General features: G+C 67.6%; 25 protein-coding genes. 11 read left to right on the plus strand and 14 right to left on the minus strand.

All coding sequences use genetic code 11. The annotated features are described in order from the left end of the window. Nucleotides 1-58: 58 nt before the first annotated feature. Nucleotides 59-604, plus strand: coding sequence for a MarR family winged helix-turn-helix transcriptional regulator (locus tag AC1DK4_RS06060; protein WP_441614648.1), 546 nt, complete (start codon nucleotides 59-61; stop codon nucleotides 602-604). A 154-nt stretch (nucleotides 605-758) separates the two neighbouring features. Here the strand turns inward: AC1DK4_RS06060 and nadC are convergent, their stop codons facing one another. Continuing rightward, on the minus strand, nucleotides 759-1,595 hold the full coding sequence (gene nadC, locus AC1DK4_RS06065) for a carboxylating nicotinate-nucleotide diphosphorylase (RefSeq protein ID WP_441614650.1): 837 nt from the start codon (nucleotides 1,593-1,595) through the stop codon (nucleotides 759-761). A 375-nt stretch (nucleotides 1,596-1,970) separates the two neighbouring features. Here nadC and AC1DK4_RS06070 point away from each other — a divergent pair, with 375 nt between their 5' ends. Both AC1DK4_RS06070 and AC1DK4_RS06075 read left to right on the plus strand, forming a co-directional pair. Further along, nucleotides 1,971-2,486, plus strand: coding sequence for a (2Fe-2S)-binding protein (locus AC1DK4_RS06070; RefSeq protein WP_441614652.1), 516 nt, complete (start codon nucleotides 1,971-1,973; stop codon nucleotides 2,484-2,486). Further along, entirely contained in the window at nucleotides 2,483-4,798 is a 2,316-nt protein-coding gene (locus tag AC1DK4_RS06075; RefSeq protein WP_477131439.1) for a xanthine dehydrogenase family protein molybdopterin-binding subunit, read from the plus strand. The genes AC1DK4_RS06070 and AC1DK4_RS06075 overlap by 4 nt, the downstream gene beginning before the upstream one ends. Before the next feature lie 55 nt (nucleotides 4,799-4,853). Here the strand turns inward: AC1DK4_RS06075 and AC1DK4_RS06080 are convergent, their stop codons facing one another. Beyond that, complete coding sequence (locus AC1DK4_RS06080; protein WP_441614656.1) at nucleotides 4,854-5,762, minus strand: LysR family transcriptional regulator; 909 nt, start codon at nucleotides 5,760-5,762, stop codon at nucleotides 4,854-4,856. Nucleotides 5,763-5,925: 163 nt separating this feature from the next. On the opposite strand from AC1DK4_RS06080, the gene AC1DK4_RS06085 reads away from it, so the two are divergent. Next, on the plus strand, nucleotides 5,926-6,615 hold the full coding sequence (locus AC1DK4_RS06085; protein ID WP_441614753.1) for a 3-oxoacid CoA-transferase subunit A: 690 nt from the start codon (nucleotides 5,926-5,928) through the stop codon (nucleotides 6,613-6,615). Beyond that, on the plus strand, nucleotides 6,612-7,247 hold the full coding sequence (locus AC1DK4_RS06090) for a 3-oxoacid CoA-transferase subunit B (protein WP_441614658.1): 636 nt from the start codon (nucleotides 6,612-6,614) through the stop codon (nucleotides 7,245-7,247). The genes AC1DK4_RS06085 and AC1DK4_RS06090 overlap by 4 nt, the downstream gene beginning before the upstream one ends. 38 nt (nucleotides 7,248-7,285) lie before the next feature. On the opposite strand, the gene AC1DK4_RS06095 is transcribed toward AC1DK4_RS06090, so the two are convergent. After that, on the minus strand, nucleotides 7,286-8,317 hold the full coding sequence (locus AC1DK4_RS06095) for an isocitrate/isopropylmalate dehydrogenase family protein (RefSeq protein WP_441614660.1): 1,032 nt from the start codon (nucleotides 8,315-8,317) through the stop codon (nucleotides 7,286-7,288). Between the two features lie 402 nt (nucleotides 8,318-8,719). On the opposite strand from AC1DK4_RS06095, the gene AC1DK4_RS06100 reads away from it, so the two are divergent. The 3 genes from AC1DK4_RS06100 to AC1DK4_RS06110 all read left to right on the plus strand — a co-directional run bounded on the left by AC1DK4_RS06100 (nucleotide 8,720) and on the right by AC1DK4_RS06110 (nucleotide 12,037). Continuing rightward, on the plus strand, nucleotides 8,720-9,100 hold the full coding sequence (locus AC1DK4_RS06100; protein WP_441614662.1) for a DUF1484 family protein: 381 nt from the start codon (nucleotides 8,720-8,722) through the stop codon (nucleotides 9,098-9,100). 110 nt (nucleotides 9,101-9,210) lie between these two features. Continuing rightward, nucleotides 9,211-10,179, plus strand: coding sequence for a LysR family transcriptional regulator (locus AC1DK4_RS06105; RefSeq protein WP_441643321.1), 969 nt, complete (start codon nucleotides 9,211-9,213; stop codon nucleotides 10,177-10,179). 184 nt (nucleotides 10,180-10,363) lie between these two features. Then, nucleotides 10,364-12,037 (plus strand): FAD-dependent oxidoreductase, encoded by a 1,674-nt coding sequence (locus AC1DK4_RS06110; protein WP_441614757.1) that lies wholly within the window; start codon nucleotides 10,364-10,366, stop codon nucleotides 12,035-12,037. 92 nt (nucleotides 12,038-12,129) lie between these two features. Here the strand turns inward: AC1DK4_RS06110 and AC1DK4_RS06115 are convergent, their stop codons facing one another. Next, complete coding sequence (locus AC1DK4_RS06115) at nucleotides 12,130-12,606, minus strand: hypothetical protein (RefSeq protein ID WP_441614664.1); 477 nt, start codon at nucleotides 12,604-12,606, stop codon at nucleotides 12,130-12,132. Between the two features lie 81 nt (nucleotides 12,607-12,687). After that, nucleotides 12,688-13,131 carry a MarR family winged helix-turn-helix transcriptional regulator gene (locus AC1DK4_RS06120; RefSeq protein WP_441614666.1) on the minus strand — a complete coding sequence of 148 codons (444 nt, stop codon included), beginning with the start codon at nucleotides 13,129-13,131 and terminating at the stop codon, nucleotides 12,688-12,690. A gap of 123 nt (nucleotides 13,132-13,254) precedes the next feature. Between AC1DK4_RS06120 and AC1DK4_RS06125 the strand changes: the two genes are divergently transcribed. Further along, the gene (locus tag AC1DK4_RS06125) at nucleotides 13,255-14,793 is read left to right on the plus strand and encodes a DHA2 family efflux MFS transporter permease subunit (RefSeq protein WP_441614668.1); all 1,539 of its coding nucleotides are present in this window, start codon (nucleotides 13,255-13,257) and stop codon (nucleotides 14,791-14,793) included. Nucleotides 14,794-14,811: 18 nt separating this feature from the next. On the opposite strand, the gene AC1DK4_RS06130 is transcribed toward AC1DK4_RS06125, so the two are convergent. After that, complete coding sequence (locus AC1DK4_RS06130) at nucleotides 14,812-15,486, minus strand: alpha/beta hydrolase (RefSeq protein WP_441614670.1); 675 nt, start codon at nucleotides 15,484-15,486, stop codon at nucleotides 14,812-14,814. Between the two features lie 161 nt (nucleotides 15,487-15,647). Here AC1DK4_RS06130 and AC1DK4_RS06135 point away from each other — a divergent pair, with 161 nt between their 5' ends. Together AC1DK4_RS06135 and AC1DK4_RS06140 are read left to right on the plus strand one after the other, a co-directional pair. Next, complete coding sequence (locus AC1DK4_RS06135; RefSeq protein WP_441614672.1) at nucleotides 15,648-16,007, plus strand: hypothetical protein; 360 nt, start codon at nucleotides 15,648-15,650, stop codon at nucleotides 16,005-16,007. Nucleotides 16,008-16,102: 95 nt separating this feature from the next. Next, on the plus strand, nucleotides 16,103-16,543 hold the full coding sequence (locus AC1DK4_RS06140) for a GFA family protein (RefSeq protein WP_441614674.1): 441 nt from the start codon (nucleotides 16,103-16,105) through the stop codon (nucleotides 16,541-16,543). 41 nt (nucleotides 16,544-16,584) lie between these two features. Here AC1DK4_RS06140 and AC1DK4_RS06145 read toward each other — a convergent pair whose 3' ends face one another. From AC1DK4_RS06145 to AC1DK4_RS06180, 8 genes are all read right to left on the minus strand, one after another. Continuing rightward, complete coding sequence (locus tag AC1DK4_RS06145) at nucleotides 16,585-17,541, minus strand: DMT family transporter (protein ID WP_441614676.1); 957 nt, start codon at nucleotides 17,539-17,541, stop codon at nucleotides 16,585-16,587. A gap of 118 nt (nucleotides 17,542-17,659) precedes the next feature. Continuing rightward, nucleotides 17,660-18,187 (minus strand): hypothetical protein, encoded by a 528-nt coding sequence (locus AC1DK4_RS06150; RefSeq protein ID WP_441614678.1) that lies wholly within the window; start codon nucleotides 18,185-18,187, stop codon nucleotides 17,660-17,662. Between the two features lie 206 nt (nucleotides 18,188-18,393). Next, nucleotides 18,394-19,404: a branched-chain amino acid ABC transporter permease gene (locus AC1DK4_RS06155; RefSeq protein WP_441614680.1), complete on the minus strand. Its 1,011-nt coding sequence runs from the start codon at nucleotides 19,402-19,404 to the stop codon at nucleotides 18,394-18,396. Further along, nucleotides 19,404-20,288, minus strand: a complete 885-nt coding sequence (locus AC1DK4_RS06160) for a branched-chain amino acid ABC transporter permease (protein WP_441614682.1) — start codon at nucleotides 20,286-20,288, stop codon at nucleotides 19,404-19,406. Before AC1DK4_RS06160 ends, AC1DK4_RS06155 begins: the two co-directional genes overlap by 1 nt. 10 nt (nucleotides 20,289-20,298) lie before the next feature. Further along, on the minus strand, nucleotides 20,299-21,018 hold the full coding sequence (locus AC1DK4_RS06165; RefSeq protein WP_441614684.1) for an ABC transporter ATP-binding protein: 720 nt from the start codon (nucleotides 21,016-21,018) through the stop codon (nucleotides 20,299-20,301). 8 nt (nucleotides 21,019-21,026) lie between these two features. After that, nucleotides 21,027-21,803 carry an ABC transporter ATP-binding protein gene (locus AC1DK4_RS06170; RefSeq protein WP_441614686.1) on the minus strand — a complete coding sequence of 259 codons (777 nt, stop codon included), beginning with the start codon at nucleotides 21,801-21,803 and terminating at the stop codon, nucleotides 21,027-21,029. 50 nt (nucleotides 21,804-21,853) lie between these two features. Further along, nucleotides 21,854-22,543 carry a DUF2848 domain-containing protein gene (locus AC1DK4_RS06175; RefSeq protein ID WP_441614688.1) on the minus strand — a complete coding sequence of 230 codons (690 nt, stop codon included), beginning with the start codon at nucleotides 22,541-22,543 and terminating at the stop codon, nucleotides 21,854-21,856. Between the two features lie 58 nt (nucleotides 22,544-22,601). Next, the coding region (locus tag AC1DK4_RS06180) for an ABC transporter substrate-binding protein (protein WP_477131440.1) at nucleotides 22,602-23,166 on the minus strand (565 nt) is incomplete at its 5' end.

Consider the following 23,166-nt stretch of genomic DNA (forward strand, 5'->3'; position numbering starts at 1 on the left):
TCGGAGATACAGGCGCGGCGCTTCGCAGGCGCCGCAATCGGAATCGAAGACCGTCAACATGGCAACCACGAAAGCGAAAGCACCCCAGGCAGCCCCGAAGGAAGAGGAGCTTGCCAGCGAGCGCCTGGCTCACCTTGTCAAGGATGGGGCGCGCGCATTCATCCGTGCCCTGCAAATGCGGCTGGCCGAACACCAGGTGTCGTATGGGCACTGGGTGATCTTGCGCATCCTGTGGACCAACGACGGGCTGTCGCAACGCGAGCTGAGCGATCTCGCCGGCGTCACCGAGCCGACCACGTTCACCGCCGTCAAGGCACTCGAGGCCCTGGGCTATGTCGAACGCACGCACCTCCCCGGCAACAAGAAAAACATCCACGTTTTCCTGACGCGGTCGGGCAAGGCGCTCGAGCGCAAGCTGGTGCCGCTGGCGGAGGAAGTCAACGACATCGCCATCCAGGGCGTGTCGGCCGCGGAAGTGGCCGCGGCGCGCAAGGTGCTGATGGCCGTCATCCGCAACCTGGCGCAGGACGAGACCGAAGCGGAAGGCACTGGCCGCCGCGTGCCATCCACGCAAGAACTGGGCCGCCTGCTGGCAAGCCTCTGAGGCCCGCCGGAGACAAGCGCCCGCCGTCTGCGCGGGGTACGCGCCGGGAGCGCGCGAAAAAAAGCGCGAGGACTTGCCTCGCGCAACCAACATGACCGGTCGGCAGACTTCTGGCCGGCGATGCAGGAGTGACCTGACGTGTTGCCCTGCCCGCTTACACCGCGTCGTCCAGACCGATGTCCACCGCAGGTGCCGATTGGGTGATCTTGCTGGTGGAGATGTAGTCGACGCCGGTCTCGGCGATCGGGCGGATCGTTTCGAGGCGAATGCCACCTGACGCTTCGACCTTGATCCGCCCGTCGACGAAGGCCACCGCCTCGCGCATGTCGGGCACCGACATATTGTCGAGCATGATCACATCCACGCCCGCGTCGAGCGCCTCGCGCACCTGATCGAGCCGGTCGCATTCGACCTCGAGCCTGGTCAGCACCGGCAACTGCCGCCGCGCGCGCGCCACGGCCGCGGCAATGCTGCCGCAAACGGCAATATGGTTGTCCTTGATCATCACGCCATTGTCCAGGCTAAGCCGGTGATTCAGCCCGCCTCCGCAGGTGACCGCGTGCTTTTCCAGCGCCCGCAGCCCCGGGGTTGTCTTGCGGCTGTCGATCAGGCGCGCCTTGGTGCCGGCGATCGCTTCCACGTAGCGAGCCGTCTGGTTGGCGATGCCGCAGAGCCGCTGCATGATGTTCAGCGCCGTGCGCTCCGCGGTCAGCACGCTGCGCGCGGAGCCGCTCACCGCGATCAGGATGGCGCCCTTGCCGACCTTGTCGCCGTCGGCGACGCGTACGTCGACATGCAGTTCGGGGTCATAGCGCTTGAACACGCGCGCGGCCACGTCCACGCCGGCAATCAGCATCGGTTCACGTGCGTTCATATAGAACGAACCTGTCTCGTCCTTCTCGATCATGGTCTGGACGGTCAGGTCGCAGATGCCGATGTCTTCGGTCAGCCACAGGTCAATCAGCTTGTCGGTTGCAAAAGTGTCGTACATGCTTGGCTCCAGGTTCCGGTTGATCCGGCAGGTTCGCGTGGTATCCCACAAAAAATACTTAGATATCGAACTACATGAAGCAATCGTAGCACCTTGGCAGCCCTTGTCAATAAAAAGTTTGATCTCTAACTAAAATAGCGCGACGACCGGCGCAGGCCGGCGCGCGCCGATGCTGGCCAGTGCTCCTGCTTTCGCCCCCCCTTGCGATGGCCTGGCGCCTTTATTCCGTTTTCCGGAATTGACAAATCCCGACGGCGTCATTCCCGCCCCATCCCCGCCGGCGTCACAATGCGCATTGCGCCACGTTGCCGCAGCGGCCCGCATGCCGATGCGCGCTGGCCGTCCTTCCTCCGCTGGACCACTCCCCACAAGACGATGAGAACAATCACGATCAACGGCAAGCCGCATTCGATCGACCTGCCGGACGACGCCCCCCTGCTATGGGCGGTGCGCGACCACCTCGGCATGACCGGCACCAAGTTCGGCTGCGGCATGGCGCTGTGCGGCGCCTGCACCATGCACCTGGACGGGCAGCCCATCCGCTCGTGCGTGACGCCGATCTCGGCGGTCGCAGGCAAGAAGATCACCACCATCGAGGGCCTGTCGGCGGACAAGACCGGCCAGGCGCTGCAGGCGGCCTGGGAGGAATTCGGCGTGCCACAGTGCGGCTACTGCCAGGCGGGCCAGCTGATGTCCGCCACGGCACTGCTCCACGCCAACCCCCACCCGACCGAAGCCGATATCGACGGCGCCATGAGCGGCAATATCTGTCGCTGCGGCACCTATACCCGCATTCGCGCGGCCATCCAGCACGTGGCCAAGTCCAATGTGGCGGGCGCCAAGGCCGGTGGCAAGGCCACCGGCACCGCCGGCAAGCGGAGCGCCAAATGAACGCCCGCGACGCACTCACGACGGCCGCGGACGGCAGCCCGCAATCGGCAGCGCGCCGCCGCTGGCTCAAGGGCATGGGCGCCATCGCCGGGCTGACGCTCACGGTGGGCCTGGACGGCGTCGTGCTGGCCGCCGACGAACCCAAGAAATACGGTCGCGACGGCATGCCCGGCGGCGCGGTGGACAGCCCGCTGGTGTTCCTGTCCATCGGCGAGGACGGCCAGGTCTCCATCGTCTGCCACCGCTCCGAGATGGGCCAGGGCGTGCGCACCAGCCTGCCGATGGTGGTGGCCGACGAACTCGAGGCCGACTGGGCCCGGGTGCGCGTGGTGCAGGCGCCCGGCGACGAAGCGCGCTACGGCAGCCAGAACACCGACGGCTCGCGCAGCGTGCGGCATTTCTTCGAGCCGATGCGGCACGTGGGCGCAAGTGCCCGCGCCATGCTGGAAACCGCCGCGGCGGCGCGCTGGGGCGTGCCGGTGAGCGAGGTGCAGGCGCGCAACCATGCGGTGGTGCACGCCGCGAGCGGCAGGAGCCTGGGCTACGGCGCGCTGGCGAAGGACGCCGCGCGCCTGCCGGTGCCGGCACCCGCCAGCCTCAAGCTCAAGGACCCCGCGCAGTTCCGCTATATCGGCAAGGACAGCACGCGCAGCATCGACGGGCATGACATCGCCACTGGCCGCGCGCAATATGGCATCGACGTGCGCCTGGACGGCATGCTCTACGCCGTGGTGGCGCGCCCGCCGGTGTTCGGTGGCAAGGTCGCCAGCTTCGATGCCGCGCAGGCGATGAAGGTGCCCGGCGTGGTCAAGGTGGTGGAAATCGCCGGCAGCCCCGCGCCCGCGCTGTTCCACCCGCTCGGCGGCGTGGCGGTGATCGCCACCAATACCTGGTCGGCCATCAAGGGCCGCGAGGCGCTCAAGATCCAGTGGAACGACGGCCCCAACGCCAGCTATGAGTCCGCTGCTTTCCGCGCCACCATGGAAAAAGCCGCCAGCCAGCCCGGCAAGGTCGTGCGCAACCAGGGCGACGCCATGGCCGCGCTGGCCGGCCCCGGCAAACACGTCACGGCGCAGTACTACCTGCCGCATCTGGCCCATGCCACCATGGAGCCGCCGGTGGCCACCGCGCGCATCGCAGGCGGCAAGTGCGAGGTATGGACCTCCGTGCAGGCACCGCAGGCCACGCGCGAGACCGTGGCCGGGCATCTCGGCCTCAAACCCGAGGACGTCACCGTGCACGTGACGCTGCTGGGCGGCGGCTTCGGCCGCAAGTCCAAGCCGGACTTCGCCGCTGAAGCCGCGCTGCTGTCGAAGGCCATGGACGGCAAGCCGGTCAAGGTCACGTGGACGCGCGACGACGACCTGCACCACGATTACTTCCACACCGTCTCCGTCGAGCACATGGAAGCCATGCTGTCCGCCGACGGCCGCGCGCAGGCCTGGCTGCACCGCACCGCGGCTTCCACCATCGCCTCGATCTTCGCTGCCGGCGCCAGGAACGAAGCGGCGTTCGAGCTCGGCATGTCGGCCGTCAACATGCCCTTCGACATCCCCAACGTGCGCGTGGAGAACCCTGAGGTGGAGGCGCACACGCGCATCGGCTGGTTCCGTTCGGTATCCAACGTGCCGCACGCGTTCGCCGTGCAGTCGTTCGCGGCCGAACTGGCCGCCGCGGCCGGGCGCGATCACCGCGACTACCTGCTCGCGCTGCTGGGACCGGACCGCAAGGTCGACCCGACGCAACTGTCCGATACGTGGAACTACGGCGAGTCGCCGCAGCAGTATCCGCTCGATACTGCCCGGCTGCGCAACGTGATCGAACTGGCCACGCGCGAAGCCGGCTGGGGCAGGAAGCTGCCCAAGGGCCGCGGCCTCGGCCTGGCGGTTTGCTACAGCTTCGTGACCTATGTTGCGGCGGTGATCGAGGTGGCGGTGAGCGATGATGGCGGCATCAGCGTGCCGCGCATCGATATGGCGGTGGATTGCGGCGCGCAGATCAACCCGGACCGCATCCGCTCGCAGGTCGAAGGCGCCTGCATCATGGGCATCAGCCTCGCCACCACGGGCGAGATCACCTTCAAGGATGGACGTGCCCAGCAGGACAACTTCCACCAGTACGAAGTGATGCGCGCCCCGGCCGCACCGCGCGCCATCCACGTGCACCTGGTGCCGGGCAGCTTCGACGCGCCGCTCGGCGGCGTCGGCGAGCCCGCGGTGCCGGTCATCGCGCCGGCGCTGTGCAACGCCATCTTCGCGGCCACCGGCAAGCGCATCCGCGCGCTGCCGATCCGCGAGCAGCTCAAGGCGTAAGCCCCGCTGCGCGTGGCGGCGGGCCGGGCGGGAGATCACCCCGCCCGGCCCGTTTTCATTTCTGGCGCCGGCCTTTGAGCTGCCGGCACCGCTCCAGCAGCCGCAGCACCGCGGGGGAGCGCTCGTTGCGGCGATGGATCACCGCCAGGTGGGACAGCACATCGTTGCGCGCGAGCGGCTTGAATACCACGTCCGGCGGCGCGAACGCGCGCATGGAGGCCGGGATGAACGCCACGCCGAAGCCCGCCGCCACCATGCTGATGATGGTCGCCATCTGCCGCGACAGCGCCTCCACGCGCGGCTGGAAGCCGGCCTGGCCGCAGATGGCCAGCGTAATGGCGTAGAAGCCGGTGCCGTGTTCCGTGTGCGTGCAAATGAAGGTCTCGTCGCGCAGCAGCGCCACGTCGATGCGCGCGCGCCGCGCCAGCGGGTGGGTGGCGTGCATGGCCAGCACCACCGGTTCGGCCGCGATGTCGAGCAGCGCCACGCCTTCCGGCAGGGAGCGCAGCGGCGGCCGCACGAAGCCGATATCGAGCTCGCCGCGCGCCACGGCTTCGAGCTGCGCCGGCACGTCGGTCTCGCGCATCGACATGCCGACGCCGGGATACTCCTGGCGGAAACGATGGACCAGGCCCGGCAGCAGGCCAGACAACGCGGCCGATGCCACGTAGCCGATCGACACGCTGCCGACATCGCCCCGGCTGGCGCTGGCGGTGGCCAGCTCGGCCTGGCGTACCTGCCGCAGGATGCCGGCGGCCTCCTCGTAGAACACCGTGCCGACCTCGGTCAGCGCCAGGCGTCGCTTGTTGCGCGAGAGCAGGGGCGCGCCCGCCTCCTGCTCGATCCAGCGGAACTGCTGGCTCAGCGCCGGCTGCGAAATGCCGAGCCGCTCCGCCGCCCGCCCGAAGTGCAGTTCTTCGGCCAGCGCGACGAAATAGCGGTAATGGCGGAGTTCCAGGTTCATTGGCGCCGTCTTTTCCGGATCACCGGAGTTCGTCATGATCATAAGTCTAGCTTATCAAAAATTAAGCAAGCGATACTTGAACCTATGCTGCTCCCCGACGCATGATGCTGCCTTGGCGGCATGGAGTGCCGCGGCACGGATGGGGAGCAAGCCTCGCATGGGACTGGTGAACAAACAGGTGGGCAGCTGCGGCGAGGCCCTGCACGGGCTGCACGACGGCGCCACGGTGATGGTGGGCGGCTTCGGCAGCGCCGGACTGCCGGGTGGCCTGATCGGCGCGGTGCTGGCGCACGGCGCGCGCGACCTCACGGTGATATCCAACAATGCCGGCTACGACGGCGAGGGCGTGGCCAGCCTGATCGAGGCGGGCCGCGTGCGCAAGCTGGTCTGCTCCTACCCGCTGACCGCGGGCGCCACCGCCTTCCGCGACGCCTACCGGCGCGGCGAGATCGAACTCGAACTGGTGGCCCAGGGCACGCTGGTGGAGCGCATCCGCTGCGCGGGCGCCGGTCTGGGCGGCTTCTACTGCCCCATCACCGCCGGCACCATCCTGGCAGAAGGCAAGGACACGCGCGAGATCAAGGGCGTGCAGCATGTGCTGGAGCTGCCCTTGCATGCCGACTTCGCGCTGATCCGCGGCCGGCACGCCGACCGCCTCGGCAACCTGGACTATCAACTGGCCGGGCGCAACTTCAATCCCGTGATGGCCACGGCCGCGCGCGTGGTGGTGGCCGAGGTCGACGGCATGGTCGAGGCCGGCGCCCTGGACCCGGAACGGATCGTGACACCCGGCATCTTCGTGCACCGGGTGGTCGTCACGGCAGCGGCAACGCAAAATGGGAGCGCGCAATGATGCGGTGGACCCGTGAACAGGTCGCGCAGCGCGCGGCACAGGACATTCCCGCCGGGGCCTACGTGAACCTCGGCATCGGCCTGCCGGTGCAGGTGGGCGACATGATCCCGCCCGGCCGCGAGGTTTTCCTGCACAGCGAGAACGGCATCCTCCACCTGGGCCCGAGGCCGCCGGCCGGGCAGGAGAATCCGGAACTCGTCAATGCCAGCAAGCAGCCGGTGACGCTGCGCCCGGGCGCGGCGATCTTCGATTCCGCGCTGAGCTTCGCCATGATGCGCGGCGGCCATCTGGACCTGGCCATCCTCGGCGCGTATGAGGTCGCCGAGAACGGCGATCTCGCCAACTGGACCCGCGCCGACCCGAACACCCCGCCCGCGGTGGGCGGCGCCATGGAGCTTGCCTACGGCGCGCGCGAGGTGTGGGTGCTGATGGAACACACCACGCGCGAAGGCCGCCCGCGCCTGAGGCACCGCTGCAGCCTGCCGCTGACCGCGCACGGCGTGGTGAAGCGCATCTACACGGACCTGGCGGTGATGCGTGTCACGCCGGATGGCCTGCAGGTCGAAGCGATGGCCGAAGGCATGAGCCTCGACACGCTGCAACAGCTGACCGAGGCAAGGCTGCTGGCCTGACGCACGTATCGGCGCGCTGGCGGGTCCGGCGCGTGGACTCAGCCCAGGCGCTTCACCACCGCTTCGGTGAACTGCAGGGTCGAGGCCGATCCCTTCAGGTCGCCGGTCCTGACCTGGTCCTGGTTGAGCGCCTGGTCGATCGCGCCGCGCAGCCGGACCGCCAGGTCCTGCCGGCCCACATGCTCGAGCATCAGTCCGGCGGCCAGCATCAGCGAGATCGGGTTGGCGATGCCTTTGCCGGCGATATCCGGCGCCGAGCCGTGCACCGCTTCGAAGATGGCGGCGGCGTCGCCGATGTTCGCGCCCGGCGCCATGCCCAGGCCGCCTACCAGCCCGGCGATCTGGTCGGACAGGATATCGCCGAACAGGTTGGTACACAGCAGCATGTCGAACTGCCAGGGATCGAGCACGAGCTGCATCGCGCAGGCATCCACGATGCGGTCGTCCATCTCGACGCGGCCGGCATAGTCCTGCGCCACCTCGCGCGCGGCCTCCAGGAAAATCCCGGTCAGCGCCTTGAGGATATTGGCCTTGTGCACCACGGTGATCCTCTTGCGCTGGTTCTTCACCGCGTACTCAAAGGCGAAGCGGGCAATGCGCCGGCAGGCATCGCGCGTGTTGGTGCCGGTGGAGACCGCCACGGCATGCGGATCGTCTCCCACGCCGATGTAGTAGTCGTGCGCCACGTAGAAACCGCCCACGTTCTCGCGTACCAGCACCAGGTCGATATCCTCGAAGCGCCCCGGCACCAGCGTGCGCGCGGGCCGCACATTGGCGTAGAGGTTGAACGCCTCGCGCAGCCGCACGTTGACCGAGCGGAAGCCGCCGCCCACCGGCGTGGTCAGCGGCCCCTTGAGCGCCAGGCCGGTGCGGCGGATGCTCTCCAGCGTCGCCTCCGGCAGCGGGTCGCCACCCTGCGCGATGCCCGCCATGCCGGCCTGCTGCACGTCCCAGGAAAACGGCGCGCCCAGGGCATCGAGCAGCTTGACGGTGGCCTCCACGACTTCGGGGCCGATGCCGTCGCCGGGGATGAGGGTGGCGGGGATTTGTTGGGGTGTCGGGGTGACCATTTGGGTGTCCTGTCGTTGGCGTGCGATCTACAAGAATAGGTGATGGATCGACCGTCGGCGCTGCCGGCATCGACGCTGCGCGTCCCCCCGCAACCACCGCGCGACCCGCAACAGAAACGTCACAAAACCGACATGGCATCAGCTTGACACCCCCACCCCGATCGTCAAGAATCGCAGGATCGGGTTGCCTGCAAATCGCACGAAGCAGTGCCGGGGAGTGCGGGACGGCGCAAGAATGGCGCAAGAACGGCGCAGGAACGGCGCAAGAACGGCGCGGCAACAACACAGAAGCTGCGCCAAAGCAGCGGGGAAACGGCGTAGCATCGCCAGGCAGTTTTTCCGGGCCCGCTTCCCTTGCATGGGAACAAGCGCAAGCGGCCCTCCCTATCCCAGGAGGCACCATTGCGCCACAACGCCCGCAACAGCTCCAAGCCCGCCACCGCTGCCGCCGCCAGTGCGCCGCTGCTGTCCGGGCCCGTCATCAGCCAGCACAGCGAGCTGATCGCGGAACTGATCGATGCAGCCATCGCCGCCGGCACCAAGCCCAATCCCCGCGTCCCCGAAGTGGCTGCCCTGATCGAGGTATTGGGCGCGGATATCCGCCAGCGCGTGACCAACGGTTGCGCCGAACTCGATAGCGTCCGCGCGGGGCTGGACAGCGTGATGACGCTGGCGGAGATGCAAAGCGAGAAATCCGAAGAAGCCTACGGCATGTATTGCCTGCTGAGATTGCTGAGACATCAGCTGGAAGCAGCAGCGGGACAACTCCGGCAATTGATCTGACACCGCGCGCCACGCCGGCGCGCGCGATGCTTCCGGCTGCCATCGGTTTGGCGCGTCCATTGCGCCAGGCGTACCATCATTGCTTCATTCCCAACCGCTGGTTGCAAATCATGGACAAGGCCCGGGCACTCACTCTCTTTCTTGGCGTCGTGCGGGCGAAGAGCTTCAACCAGGCGGCAGTGGAGGCCGGCGTCACACCGCAAGCCGTCAGCAAGGCGATTCGCACCCTGGAGGAAGAACTGGGCGTGCGGCTTTTTCACCGGACCACGCGCAAGATGAGCCTGTCCACCGAGGGTGCCCGGCTATTCGAGCTCGCGGAGCCCGGCATGCGTCAGCTCGACGAGGCGCTCGGACAGGTGCGCAGCAGCAAGAGCGAAGACGACGGAATGATCCGTCTCACGGCGCCGCCTTCCATTGGCGCCCGCGTGCTGGTGCCGCTGATCAGGGCATTCCGCGAACAGTACCCCGGGATCACCTTCGATATCGTCTTGAGCGACCTGTTCACTGACCTGGTCGAGTCACGGATCGATATCGGATTTCGCGCCGGCACGAGCCCCGGCCAGAATCTCGTGGCCCGGCGGCTGTGCGACCTGCCGCTGCTGATCTGTGCCGCCCCGGCCTACCTGGAAAAGCATGGCGAGCCGGGTAGCCTGGAAGACCTCGCCAACCACCAGTGCACAGGGTTCAGGCGCCCCGTCACGGGCCGCATGGTGCCATGGGAGCTGCAGGTGGACGGCAATCTCGTGTACCAGGAATTCCCCGCCGTGGCCACCTTCAACGACGTCGAGACGGAGGTCGAGGCGGTGCGGGCCGGCATCGGGATCGGTCAGCTCTCGGCCTACATGGTGCACGAGGACCTCGGGACCGGCAGGCTCGTCCCGGTGCTGTCGCGCTTCAGCAGCAATAATGTGGGCCTCTACATGTACTACCCGCATCGCAGCCACATCCCCGTACGGGTCAGGCGCTTCATTGACTTCGTGGCCGATGCCAGCCGCGGTGCCGAGCATTCGCTGTCGCAGCTGGCGGGCGTTGCGGGCGCCGCCAGCCCCACAAGGCGCACGCGGCGCCAGGCCGGCTAGCGCCATGCGCCACGGCGGATCGCGCGGCGAGATCCGAGGGCACCCTCAGGCACTTTCGCCATGCGAGAACGCTGCTAATATTGTCTGAGCCATGCATGCGCTGGCCGGAGTCGCTCCCGCGGCTTTCGGGGCTGCGCGATTCGCGGCCGCACGGCTGCGCGCCGGGACGGATGAGGGGGACGTGATGAATAAGGCCGATCCGAAAGACTTGCCACCGTCGCCACTCGCCAGCCGCCAGCACCAGCTCTATCCGCTACTGAGCCAGGCGCAGCTGCAACTGATGAGCCGCTATGGAGAGCGGCGCCACATTCCCGCCGGCGAGGTGCTGTTCCGGCAGGGCGACCGCCATGTCAGGACCTTCGTCGTGCTCTCCGGCGGCGTCCAGGTCGAACGCAGTACCGCCCTCGGCTCGCACGTCGTCGGCAAGCACGGCCCCGGCATGTTCTCGGGCGATATCGGTTCGCTGGTCGGGCGAGGCGCGGTCGCTACCGTCAAGGCCGACCGCGACAGCGAGATGCTCGTCATCGAGGCCGAGGCAATGCGTACGCTGGTCATTTCCGAAGCCGACCTCAGCGAGATTGTCATGCGCGCGTTCATCCTGCGGCGCGTCGCCTTCATCGACGATGAAGCAGGTGGCGGCGTGATCGTGATTGGCTCGCGGCAGTGTCCCAACGTGCTTCGCCTGCGCGAGTTCCTTGCGAGAAACGGCCAGCCGGCGGCTTACTTCGACATCGAAGTGCATGAGGAAGCAAAGGACCTGATGCGCCGGTTCAGTGTCCGCGCCGAGGATATTCCCGCCGTCATCACGCCGCGCGGCGAGGTCTTGCGAAATCCGAGCAACCGCGAGCTGGCCGACGCGATCGGCTCAAGCCCGGACGCACTGCACGGAAGGCACTTCGACCTTGCGGTGGTCGGCGCGGGCCCCGCCGGCCTGGCCGCCGCGGTGTATGGCGCGTCCGAAGGCCTGCGGGTCATCGTGCTGGACGCCAAGGCGCCCGGCGGCCAGGCGGGCACGAGTTCCAAGATCGAGAACTACTTCGGTTTTCCGACAGGCATCTCGGGGCGGGCGCTGGCGGGGCGCGGCTTGTCGCAGGCGCGGAAATTCGGCGTCGAGGTGGCCGTGCCGGTGCAGGTGGAAGCGCTGCGCTGCGATGGTGAAGCCGCGTTCGACATGCGGCTCGACAACGGGGAGGATATTCACGCGCGCGCGGTGGTGATCGCCACGGGCGCGAGGTATCGCAAGCCGCCCCTGAAGAACCTGGCGCAATTCGAAGGAAGGGGGATCTATTACAACGCCTCGTTCATGGAGGCGACCTACTGCTCCGACGACGCGGTGATCGTCGTCGGTGGCGGGAATTCGGCGGGGCAGGCGGCGGTATTCCTCTCGGGACACTCGCGCCACGTCCACGTCATGGTCCGCGCCAAGGGCCTCGCGGCGAGCATGTCGCGTTACCTGATCCAGCGGATCGAAGCCGCCGGCAACATCACGCTGCATACGGAGACCGAGATCGTCGACCTGATCGGCGACTCCAGGCTGCGGCAGGTGCGGTGCGTGACGCGGGGCAAGGACCCCGTGCTGCTGGACATCGAGCACGTGTTCCTGTTCCTTGGCGCGGATCCTTGTACGGCGTGGCTGGGCGATTGCGTGGCGCTGGACGAGAAGGCCTTCGTCCTCACGGGCTCGCAGGTGCCGCCCTCCCTCTGGCGGCTCGAGCGGCCTCCGCAGCCCATGGAGACAAGCCATCCGGGCATCTTCGCCGTTGGCGACGTGCGCGCCGGCTCCGTGAAGCGCGTTGCCGCCGCGGTTGGCGAGGGAGCGGTGGCGGTGCAGTCCTTGCACGAGTACTTCGCGGGCTGAGCCGCGGCCGGAACTGGCACAAGCTTGGCGCAGGCCTGGCGCGGACCCGGCGCGGCCCGCGGCCGGACGCCAGGCACTGGCAGGCGCGGGTATTACGCCGTGGTATTCAGCATCGAGCCCGAGGTGTTGCCGTTCTCGGCCAGCAGGGTCCGGGTCAGTGCGTTCATGGCCGTCTGCAGCGACGCCGAGGTCTGGGCGACCTGGGCCTGGAGGTTGCCCACGGCGGCGGTCTTGGCCTCGCGGTCCATCTTGCTGGCCTCGACTGCCTTGAGCTGGCGCAGTTCTTCGGCCAGTTGCTTCTGCAACTGGGCGATCTGCTTCTTCAGTTCCTTGACGGTGTCGGACTCGCCGCTGCTGCTGTCGCTGCTGGCGCCGCTGGCACTGGCGCCCCCCAGCCCGGCCGGGCCGGAGATGTGGCCGCCCGCGGCGGAAGCCGATGCGCCCGTGGCCTGGGTGTCCTGGCCTTCGGCCGCTGCGGCCTTGACGGGGGTAGTCGATCCGGAAGGCGTTACCTGAGGGGCAAACGCGGTGATGCTCGACATGATCAGGTTGTCCGAAGAGTTTGGCATAACCGGATCATCGGCACCCGGGCGGAGAACTTGAGCGGCTTGCGGTGGCTGCGCGCGCGGCCGCCCCCCCGGGCGCCCCCTTTACCGGTCGACAATCGTCCCCAGGTTGATGCGCACGCGCTGCAGCAGGCTGATCAGCTGGTCCCGGTCCTGCGCGCTCAGGCCGGCCAGCGCCTCGGCGGCGACCTCGTCGCCGACGCGGCGCGCCTTGTCCAGCGCCATCTCTGCCTTGGCCGTCATGCGCACCACGCGTTCGCGGCGGTCTTCGGGATTGGGCTTGCGCTCGATCCAGCCCCCCTCTTCCATGCGGTCCAGCAGGCGGCCGGCGGAGATCGGCGCCACTTCCAGCAGGTCCGCCAGCCGCGCCTGGTTCACTTCGCCGTAGTGGCTCAGGTAGGCAAGCGCATGGCACTGCGCGCGGGTCAGGTCGAGCGAGGACTTCGCCAGGTCGTCGAAACGCTTGCCGCACAGGCGGCCAACGTCCGAGACCAGGAAGCCAAAGCGCTTTTCGAGTTTCGTTTCCATGGCGCGATTGTACAAACATCTGCGCGGCGCCCCTTCAGTGCGCGGGGAGGACGTAAGCGCTTGCCACATCGGGGCGCCGCCGTATAATAAGCATGCTTATCATCCTGCCAGGCCGCCCCCACCATGTCTTCCCTAGCGGTGCCCGCGCGCGTCGAGACGCCGCTCAACCGGCCCATGATCACTATCGCAATCATGGCCGCGACCCTGATCCAGACGCTCGACAGCACCATTGCCAACGTGGCGCTGCCGCACATGCAGGGCAGCCTGTCCGCCTCGCAGGACGAGATCACCTGGGTCCTCACTTCCTATATCGTCGCCGCCGCGATCGCCACGCCGCTCACCGGCTGGCTTTCCGACCGGCTCAGCGTCAAGCGACTGCTGGCCATCTCGATCGCCGGTTTCACCGTGGCCTCGGCCTTGTGCGGGCTCTCCGAGACGCTGGCGCAGATCGTCGCATCGCGCCTGCTGCAGGGGATCTTCGGTGCCTCGCTGGTGCCGCTGTCGCAGTCGATCCTGCTCGATATCAACCCGCGCGAGAAGCAGGGACAGGCCATGGCGGTGTGGGGCATGGGCGTCATGGTGGGACCCATCCTGGGCCCGACCCTGGGGGGCTGGCTGACCGACAGCTACAACTGGCGCTGGGTATTCTTCATCAACGTGCCGATCGGAGCCTTCGCGCTGTTCGGCGTGCTGTCGTTCCTGCCGAACCGGGAGCCGGCGCGCAGCGTCAGGTTCGATGCCTTCGGCTTCATCACGCTGGGGCTGGCCATCGGCGCGTTCCAGGCCATGCTGGACCGCGGCGAACAGCTCGACTGGTTCGGCTCGATGGAGATCCGCGTGGAGGCCATCGTGGCGGCGCTGGCCTTCCTGTACTTTGTCGCGCACACCGCCACGGCAGGCAAGCTCTCTTTTTTCCGCTACGAACTGCTCAAGGACCGCAACTTCGCCACCGGCGCCTGCTTTATCTTCGTGATCGGCGCGGTGATGTACGCCACGCGCGCGCTGCTGCCGCCCATGCTGCAGAACCTGATGGGCTACCCCGTCGCCACCACCGGGCTGGTGACCGCGCCGAGCGGCGCCGGCACCATGCTGGCCATGCTGCTGGCCGGGCGCCTGCTCAAGCGCATCGACGCGCGCATGCTGCTGCTGTGCGGCTTCCTGATCTCGGCCTTCGCGCTGTGGCAGATGATGCAGTACACCATCGTGCTGTCGGTTTCGGACATCGTGTGGCCAGGCGTCATCCAGGGCTTCGGGCTGGGGCTGGTGTTCGTGCCGCTGAGCGCGCTGACCTTCTCCACCCTGGCGCCGGCGTTGCGCGCCGACGGCACCGCCACCTACAGCCTGATGCGCAATATCGGCAGCAGCATCGGCATCTCCGTGATCCAGACCCTGATGACGCGCAATACGCAGGTCGCGCACGCAGACCTGGCCGCCAACGTGAGCATCTACAACCCGGCCATGCAGTCGCTGCTGGCCAGCGGCTCGCGCCATGACCTGGCCTTGCTCAACCAGTCGATCAACCAGCAGGCCACGATGATCGCATACCTCAACGACTTCAAGGTCATGTTCGTGGCAACGCTGCTGGTGGTGCCGCTGATCCTCCTGATCAAGCCCGCCCGCCACGCCGACGATGCCACCGTGGCCCACGCCGCCATGGATTGACGCGGCGCGGCGGCCCGGTCAGCCGGCGGCGGCCGTGCGCGCCTGCCGGTCGAGGTATTCCGCCACCGCCCGCTGGAATACCGGCAGCTTGCCGGTGAAGAAATGGTTGGCGCCCGGCACCACCACCACGGGCAACTCCTGCGGCCGCGCCCAGTCGAACACCGCCTGCAGCGGCACGTTGGCGTCCTGCTCGCCGTGGATGACCAAGGCATCGGCCGGCACCGCCGGCGTGTCGTAGCTGCGCCCGCCCGGTGCCGGTCCCGCCGGCATGCCGGCCAGGACCAGGCTCGCCACGCGGCCACCGGATGCCAGCACCCGTCCCGCCACGCGCGTCTGCACATAAGCCCCGAACGAGAATCCCGCCAGCGCCAGCGGCAAGCCGGGATGCGCCTGCATGAGCTGCCGCACCACGCCCAGGGTGTCGTCCGTCTCGCCCTCGCCGGTATCGTGCCCGCCCTGCGTGCCGCCCACGCCACGGAAGTTAGGGCGCACTGCCAGGTAGCCGCGTGCCTCGAACAGCCTGGCCAGCGCCACCGGTATCTTGTGCGTGGCGCTGCCGCCGAGCAGCGGATGCGGGTGCGCGATCACCGCGATGCCCTTGGGGGCGCCCTGCGGCGCGTTGGCCAGGGCCTCGATGCGGCCGGCGGCGCCATCGAACCAGAGCGGATTGTCAGGGGAAGAAAGCGAAGACATGGGGAAGCGAAACTCGATGGATGTGGCGGCCCGGGCAGCGGATGCCGCGCCGCGAACCGGCATTGTAATGCCGGCGGCCCGCGGACGCGCCGGGGCCGCTCCTGCCTATACTCACTCCAGCACGGATACCGCTTCTCTGCCGCCGATCAGGAGGACTCCCCATGAGCGCCCCCCAAGCCCCAGCCGCACCAGTGCCCAAGCCACTGCCGCCACAGGTGGTGCCGGCCGGCTACCGGCAAGGCATCATCACCGCCATCACGGTATTGCTGGGCTTCTCGCTGGCATTCTGGCGCTTCTGGGGCTTCGAAAGCCCCGGACACTGGAGCGCGCAGGCGCTGTGCGCGGCGGTGTCGCTGGTGGCTGCCGTGTGCCTGCAGATCGTCGCGCTGTTCCGCTCGCTGCGCATCGAGGACGACCAGGTCCCGGAATACCGCAAGACCGTGCGCTGGTTCATCGCCTCCGCGCTGGCGTTGCTGATCGGCCTGTCCGGCGCCATGCTGGATGCCGCCCTGCAAGGCTGAGCGGCCGTTCACGGGCGCCGCGCGAGGGCCGCCAAGCAGGCTCGCGCGACCGCAAGTAGAATGCACATCGCCTTACCAAGACAGGAGACAAGCCCATGCCGATTCCCGCCACGCTGGCGTGCCTTTGCGGCCAGGTCGAGCTGCGCATCGCCGGGGAACCCGTCGCGAAAGCCAACTGCCATTGCCAGGCCTGCCGTGACTTCTATGCAACGCCGATGTTCGCGGCGACAGCCTGGGAACCCTCGCAAGTGACGGTGCAACGCGGTGCCGAGCACGTCGCCACGTATCACCATGCCACGCGCGCGCTGCAGCGCCAGTTCTGCCGGCATTGCGGCGAGACCCTGTTCGGCATCAACCGGCTGGGCATGTCGGTGGTGCCCAACAGCTTGTTCGCGCGGGCGGCCGGCGGCCAGTTGCCGGAAGCCCTGCAGCCGGCCATGCACCTGTTCTACCGTCACCGCGTGGTGGATGTGGCGGACGATCTGCCCAAGTACCTGGACGGCTGGGACGGCCCCCTTCACAAGGCCGGCTTCTGAGCCGCCCGCCGCCGGGGATCCCGGGCGGCGCGGCATCATTGCTAGCGCCGCCCGGGCAAGGTCATGGCGGCCACGCCCGTCACCACGCAGGCCAGCCCGATCCATGCGGCGGGCGCCAGCGACTCGCCGAGGAACACCATGCCGATGGCCACGCCGACCGGCACGCGCAGGTAGGCCTGCGCGGTGGTTCCTACCGGGCCGAGCGTGCGCACCAGGCGGAAATAGATCACGAAGGCCAGCGCCGTGGAGAACACCGACAACGCCAGCAGGGCCGCCACCGATGCCATCGACGGATGCAGCGTCCAGGGCCGGTCCACCACGACGCTGACCGGCACCAGCAGCGCCGCGCCGACCATCAGCGAACCGGCGGCCGGCGCGGCCGGCGGCAGGTCCTTGAAGCCGCGGCCATAGATCGCCGCGCCGGCATAGCAGACCGTGGCGGCCACGATGGCCAGCTGCGGCAGCAATTGCTGGCCGAGCCCGCCAAGCGCGCTCGCGCCCACGATCATGCAGATGCCGGCCAGCCCGGCCGCCACGCCAAGCAGCTTGCGTGCGGTGATGCGCTCGTGCCGCGTGACGAGCCATGTGCCCAGCACGGCGATGACCGGCGAAGACGAGTTCAGGATGGTGGCCAGCCCGGCCGGCACCGACTGCTCGGCCCAGGCGATCAGCGTGAACGGCACCACGCTGTTGAGCAGGGCCTGTACCGCGAAGCGCCGCCAGACCATGGCATCGACCGGCATCGGCACGCCCGTGGCCGCCATCCACGCGACGAGAAGCCCGCCGGCGATCAGCGTTCTTGCCGCGATCAGGGTCAGCGGTGGAATCGTGGCGACGCCGATGCGGATGAAGGTGTAGGACGCGCCCCACAGCGTGGACAGCGCCAGCAGGAGCAGCAGGTCCGCGGCGCGCCCGCGCGTGCGCGGCGGGTCGTGCGGACCACGGGCATGGCCGCTGGCAGGGTTGGCGGCCGCATCGGCCGCCGGCGTGACTTGCATGGCTGTCTCCGCAGCTGGACTTGCCTCCATTGTGGAAGCCAGGCGCGGGAAACGTTTCAACGCGTGCCGAAGGATGGATTGCACGCCGTCCGGCATGCCGGACGGCAGAGACTTCAGCTTAGTTGGAGCGGCTGCTGTCGCCGCCGAGCGGATCCACCGTGATCTGCACCTGGCGCAACACGCCCTGGCTGTCGAAGTAGCAACTGAACAGCGAGGCGAGCATGCCGTCCTGGCGGAAGCGGTAGGACCAGACCTCGCGCTTCATCAGCGGAAAATACTGGAGTGGCATGCGCGGCTTGCCGAAATGCTCCTCCACGTCGCGCTTGGTCCAGGTATCGACCTTGGCCTTGTAGATTTCCGTGTTGGTCAGCATCTGCCGGAAGTCCGTCAGCTTGCCGCCGGCATCGAAATCCGCCGCGTAGGCCTGGTAGCCGAGCGGCTGCCTGGAGTAGATCCAGCGGGTGGTGCCATCGGCCAGGCGATACACGTCGGTGGGCGTGCCGAAGGTGCCGCGCACGGCATCTTCGGGAGCGCCGATCATCTTCTGGGCCGTTTCCACCGGCTGCAGCACGCTGCAGCCCGGCAGCGCGGCCGCCGCGGCGGCGCACAACAGCCAGCCACCAAGGTATTGCGAAGGAGTCTTCATGGTTTCGATCCTGGTCCGGGTCGGCACGCCTGGAGCAGCGTCCGGCTGCGGGGCGATGGTGCCCTGGCGCGCTGGCGCCGGCGGCCGCTCCTGCCTGCAATATAGAGCATCGGCCGGCACACCGCCCGAAGCCGCGCGCGGGAAGCCATCCCGGGGGTAACCGATACCACGAAGCACTGGGCTGGCGGCTGCCCGCCAGCCACCGCCTATCGTTCGCCCAGCCGGCCGACAATACCCTTGCGGAACGTCAGGACGCACACAATGAATATCACGCCCATCACCATGGAAACCGATTCGCCAAGGGCGTTGAAGCCGTCGATACCGGTCAGCGCGCCAAGGTAGCTGCCTATCTCGCCCAGCTTGTTCTCGAGCGCCACCACCACGAAGGCGCCGATGATCGGTCCCGACAATGTGCCAAGCCCGCCCACCAAGGTCATGAGGATCACCAGGCCCGACATCGACCAGTGCACGTCGGAGAGCGTCTCGAAACCCAGCACCAGCGCCTTGATCGAACCCGCCAGCCCCGACAAGGCCGCGGACAGCACAAACGCCATCAGCTTGAAGCGGTCCACGTCATAGCCGAGCGAGATGGCGCGCGGCTCGTTCTCCCGGATCGCCTTGAGGATCTGGCCGAACGGCGAATGCACGGTGCGAACGATCAGCGCGAAGGCCGCGACGATCATCGCCAGGGCCACGTAGTACAGCGTCGTATCGTCGGACAGCGACAGCAGGCCAAGCAGCTTGCCGCGCGGAATGCCCTGCAAGCCGTCTTCCCCGCCCGTGAAGGGTGTCTGCAGGCAGATGAAGTACAGCATCTGCGCCAGCGCCAGCGTGATCATCGAGAAGTAGATGCCCTGCCGGCGGATGGCCAGCGAGCCGACCGCATAGCCGATCAGCGCCGCGCTGCCCGCGCCCAGGAGCAAGCCGGTCTCCGGGCTTACGCCCCACACCTTCATGGCGTGGCCGGCCGCGTAGCCGGCACCGCCGAAGAAAGCGGCATGCCCGAAGGACAGCAGCCCGGTGTAGCCGATCAGCAGGTTGAACGCACAGGCGAACAGCGCGAAGCACAGTACCTTGAGCACGAACACGGGGTAGGCGCCGGCCAGCGGCGCCACCAGCAAGCCCAGCAGCAGCAGGCCATACAAGGCGCCCTTCGGAAAGCGGCGGGCCGCCGCGTCTTGCCGCGGTGTGATCGCCGCGATGGATTGTCCGTTCATCATTTCTCCTTCCCGAACAGCCCTGCCGGGCGCAGTAGCAGCACGATCACCATGATGACGAACACCACGGTCGACGATGCCTCTGGATAGAACACCTTGGTGAAACCCTCGATCACGCCGAGCCCGAGCCCGGTGAAGATCGAGCCCGTGATCGAGCCCATGCCGCCGATCACCACGACGGCGAACACGATGATGATCAGGTTCTGCCCCATCAGCGGCGATACCTGCATGACCGGCGCGGCCAGCACGCCGGCAAACGCCGCCAGCGCCACGCCGAAGCCATAGGTCAGCATCACCATCAGCGGCACGTTGACGCCGAAGGCCTCCACCATCCTGGGGTTCTCGGTACCGGCGCGCAGGTAGGCGCCGAGCCTGGTCTTCTCGATGATGAACCACGTCGCCAGGCACACCACGAGCGATGCGGCCACCACCCATACGCGATAGTCTGGCAAGCGCATGAAGCCCAGGTCCGTGGCGCCTTGCAGCGCTTCCGGCGGCGAGTACGGCAGGCCCGACACGCCATAGACGGCGCGGAACACGCCCTCGATCACGAGCGTGATGCCCAGCGTCAGCAGCAGGCCATAGATGTGGTCGAGCTCGTAGATCCGGCGCAGCATGGTCTTCTCGATGACGACACCCAGCACCGCCACCACCAGCGGCGACAGCCCCAGCATCACCCAGTAGCTCAGCCCGGCGTATTCCATGCCGGCCCATGCCAGCAGCGCGCCGAGCATGAAAAGCGCGCCGTGCGCGAAGTTGATCACGTTGAGCAGGCCGAAGATCACGGCCAGTCCCAGGCTCAGCATCGCATAGAAGGCGCCGTTGACGAGCCCCAGCATCAACTGCGACAGCAGGGCCGGGAGCGGGATAGCGAATATGGTCATGCGACGTTCCTTATACGCCCAGCAGTGCATGCAGCACGGGCATCTTCGTTTCCAGCTCATTGGCCGCGAAGCGCTCAACGATGCTGCCGTGCTCCATCACATAGAAGCGGTCCGCCAGCGGCGCGGCAAAGCGGAAGTTCTGCTCCACCATCACCACCGTGTACCCCCTCGTCTTCAGCATCAGGATCATGCGGGCCAGCGCCTGCACGATCACCGGCGCGAGTCCTTCCGAGATTTCATCGAGCAGCAGCAGGTTGGCGCCGGTGCGCAAGATGCGCCCGACCGCCAGCATCTGCTGCTCGCCGCCCGACATGCGCGTGCCCTGGCTCTCGCGGCGCTCCTTCAGGTTCGGGAACATCTCGTAGATCTCGGCCTCGCTCATGCCGGCGCGCCGCCCCTTCAGTTGCGGCGGCAGCAGCAGGTTCTCCCCGCACGACAGGCTGGAGAAGATGGCGCGCTCCTCGGGGCAGTAGCCAATGCCGTAGTGCGCAATGCGGTGTGTGGGCAACCCGATGGTTTCATTGCCGTCGACGCGGATCGAGCCCTTGCGCGTGCCGGTGAGGCCCATGATCGCGCGCAGTGTCGTGGTGCGCCCCGCACCGTTGCGACCCAGCAGCGTGACCACCTCGCCGCGATTCACGCTCAGGTCCACCCCGTGCAGGATGTGGGATTCGCCGTACCAGGCGTGCAGGTCCCTGATCTCGAGGGCCGGTGTGTTCGATGTTGTCATGTCTTCCCTCAGTGCGCGCCCCGCAGTTCGGCATCAGCGGTGCCCATGTACGCCTCCATCACGCGCGGGTCCGTCGACACCGCTGCGTACGGGCCCTCGGCCAGGATGGCGCCACGCTGCAACACCGTGATCTTGTCGGCGATCGATGCGACCACGTTCATGTTGTGCTCCACCATCAGGATGGTGCGGCCCGCCGACACTTTCCTGATGAGCTGCGTCACGCGGTCCACGTCTTCATGGCCCATGCCCTGCGTGGGCTCGTCAAGCAGCATCAGCTCCGGATCCATCGCCAGCGTGGTGGCGATCTCCAGCGCGCGCTTGCGGCCATACGGCAGGTTGACAGTCACGGTTTGCGCAAACTCGGCCAAGCCGACCTGTTCGAGCAGCTCCATCGCGCGGTCGTCGAGCACCCTGAGCGAACGTTCGCTGCGCCAGAACCGGTACGCGGTGCCAAGCTGGCGCAGCAGCCCGATGCGCACGTTGTCCCGCACGGTCAGGTGCGGGAATACCGCCGAAATCTGGAACGAGCGAATCACCCCGCGCCGCGCGATCTGCGCCGGACGCTCACGGGTGATATCGATACCGTTGAAGAGAATGGTGCCGGTGGTCGGCTCCAGGAACTTGGTGAGCAGATTGAAGCAGGTGGTCTTGCCCGCGCCGTTGGGGCCGATCAGGGCATGGATCGAGCCGCGGCGTACGCGCAGGCCAACGCCGCTGACCGCGGTGAATCCCCGGAATGTTTTTCCCAGGTTGCGGGTTTCTAGTATCAAGTCGTCTAGGTGCATGGCCGTGACACAATGGGTATGCCTTGGAGATATGGCCGCCGAAGCGGTGCTCAGCCCGCGATGGGCAGCGTCGTGATGGCGTACGCATGCCGCAGGGTGCGGCGGAGCACCGGGTCGTCGAGCTCGATCTCGAAGCGCTCTGCCGCCCGGATCCCGCCTATCGCGGGCAAGGTCCCGCACAGCATCGCCGAACCGTCGGAGAAGTCGCCGCCATGCCCGGCGAACTTCGCCAGCAGATCGGCCGGAGAGCGCATGGCCGTCACCGCGCCCTCCTGATACAGCACGCGCTCGCCGTCGATGGTGGCGTAGGAACGCAAGATCAGCCGGTCCCAGTGGCCCTCGACCTCGGCGAGGCGCCACAGGGCCGCGGAGCAAGGTTTCTCGCACATCTGCTTCGAAACCGTGATGCCATAGGTTTCCACCTCGCGGTCGGTGTGATCCGATGCAATGCCGATCAGGATCTCGCCTGCGTCCTTTACCAGCAGGAACTCCGCCTCGCCGCTGCTCGCCTCGCCGCTCACCTGGATCTCCCGCGGCGAAGCCAGGCGTTGCGCCGCCACACGATAGAAGACCGGCGTGTAGGGCGGGCGCCTGACGCCGAGCGCTTCCAGTTCCCGGATGTGGGCCTCCATGGCTTCGGCATCCCGTCCGGTCCAGCCCGCCACGACGAGCTGGCGGATCGTGACGCTGCGCTGCGAATTTCCCTGGCGGCTCTCGATATCAAAAGTGAGCGTTTTCATGCTGAATGGTCTCCTGGATGGTGGGTCTGGCCGGCGCTCGCGCCGGCCGGGGGCACGCCTATTTGCCGACGAGCGGGCAGGTGCTGGCGCTGAGCGGACGGAAGGCTTCGCTTGCGGGAATCACGCTCTTGATCTTGTAGTAGTCCCACGGCCGCCTGGACTCTTGCGGCCGTTTCACCTCGACCAGGTACATGTCGTGGACCATCAGGCCATCGGCGCGTATCTTGCCGTCCCTGGCGAAGAAGTCGTTGACGGGCGTCTCCCGCATCCTGGCCAGCACCGCATCGCTGTCGTCGCTGCGCGCGGCCTGGACGGCCTTGAGATAGTGCATCGTCGAGGAATAGACCCCGGCCTGGACGAGGGTTGGCATCCGCTTCGTCTTCTCGAAGAAGCGCTGGGACCAGGCCCGCGTGGCGTCGTCGCGATCCCAGTAGAACGCGGTCGTCAGCGTCATGCCTTGCGCGGCGGGAAGCCCCAGGCTGTGGATGTCGCTGATGAACATGTGCAGCCCGGCCAGCTTCTGCTTGCCTGTGGCGTTGATGCCAAAATCCCTTGCCGTCTTGATGGCGTTGACGGTGTCGGCTCCCGCGTTGGCAAGGCCGATCACCTTCGCGCCGGACGCC

The sequence above is a fragment of the Cupriavidus sp. 05N38 genome, assembly GCF_056397345.1.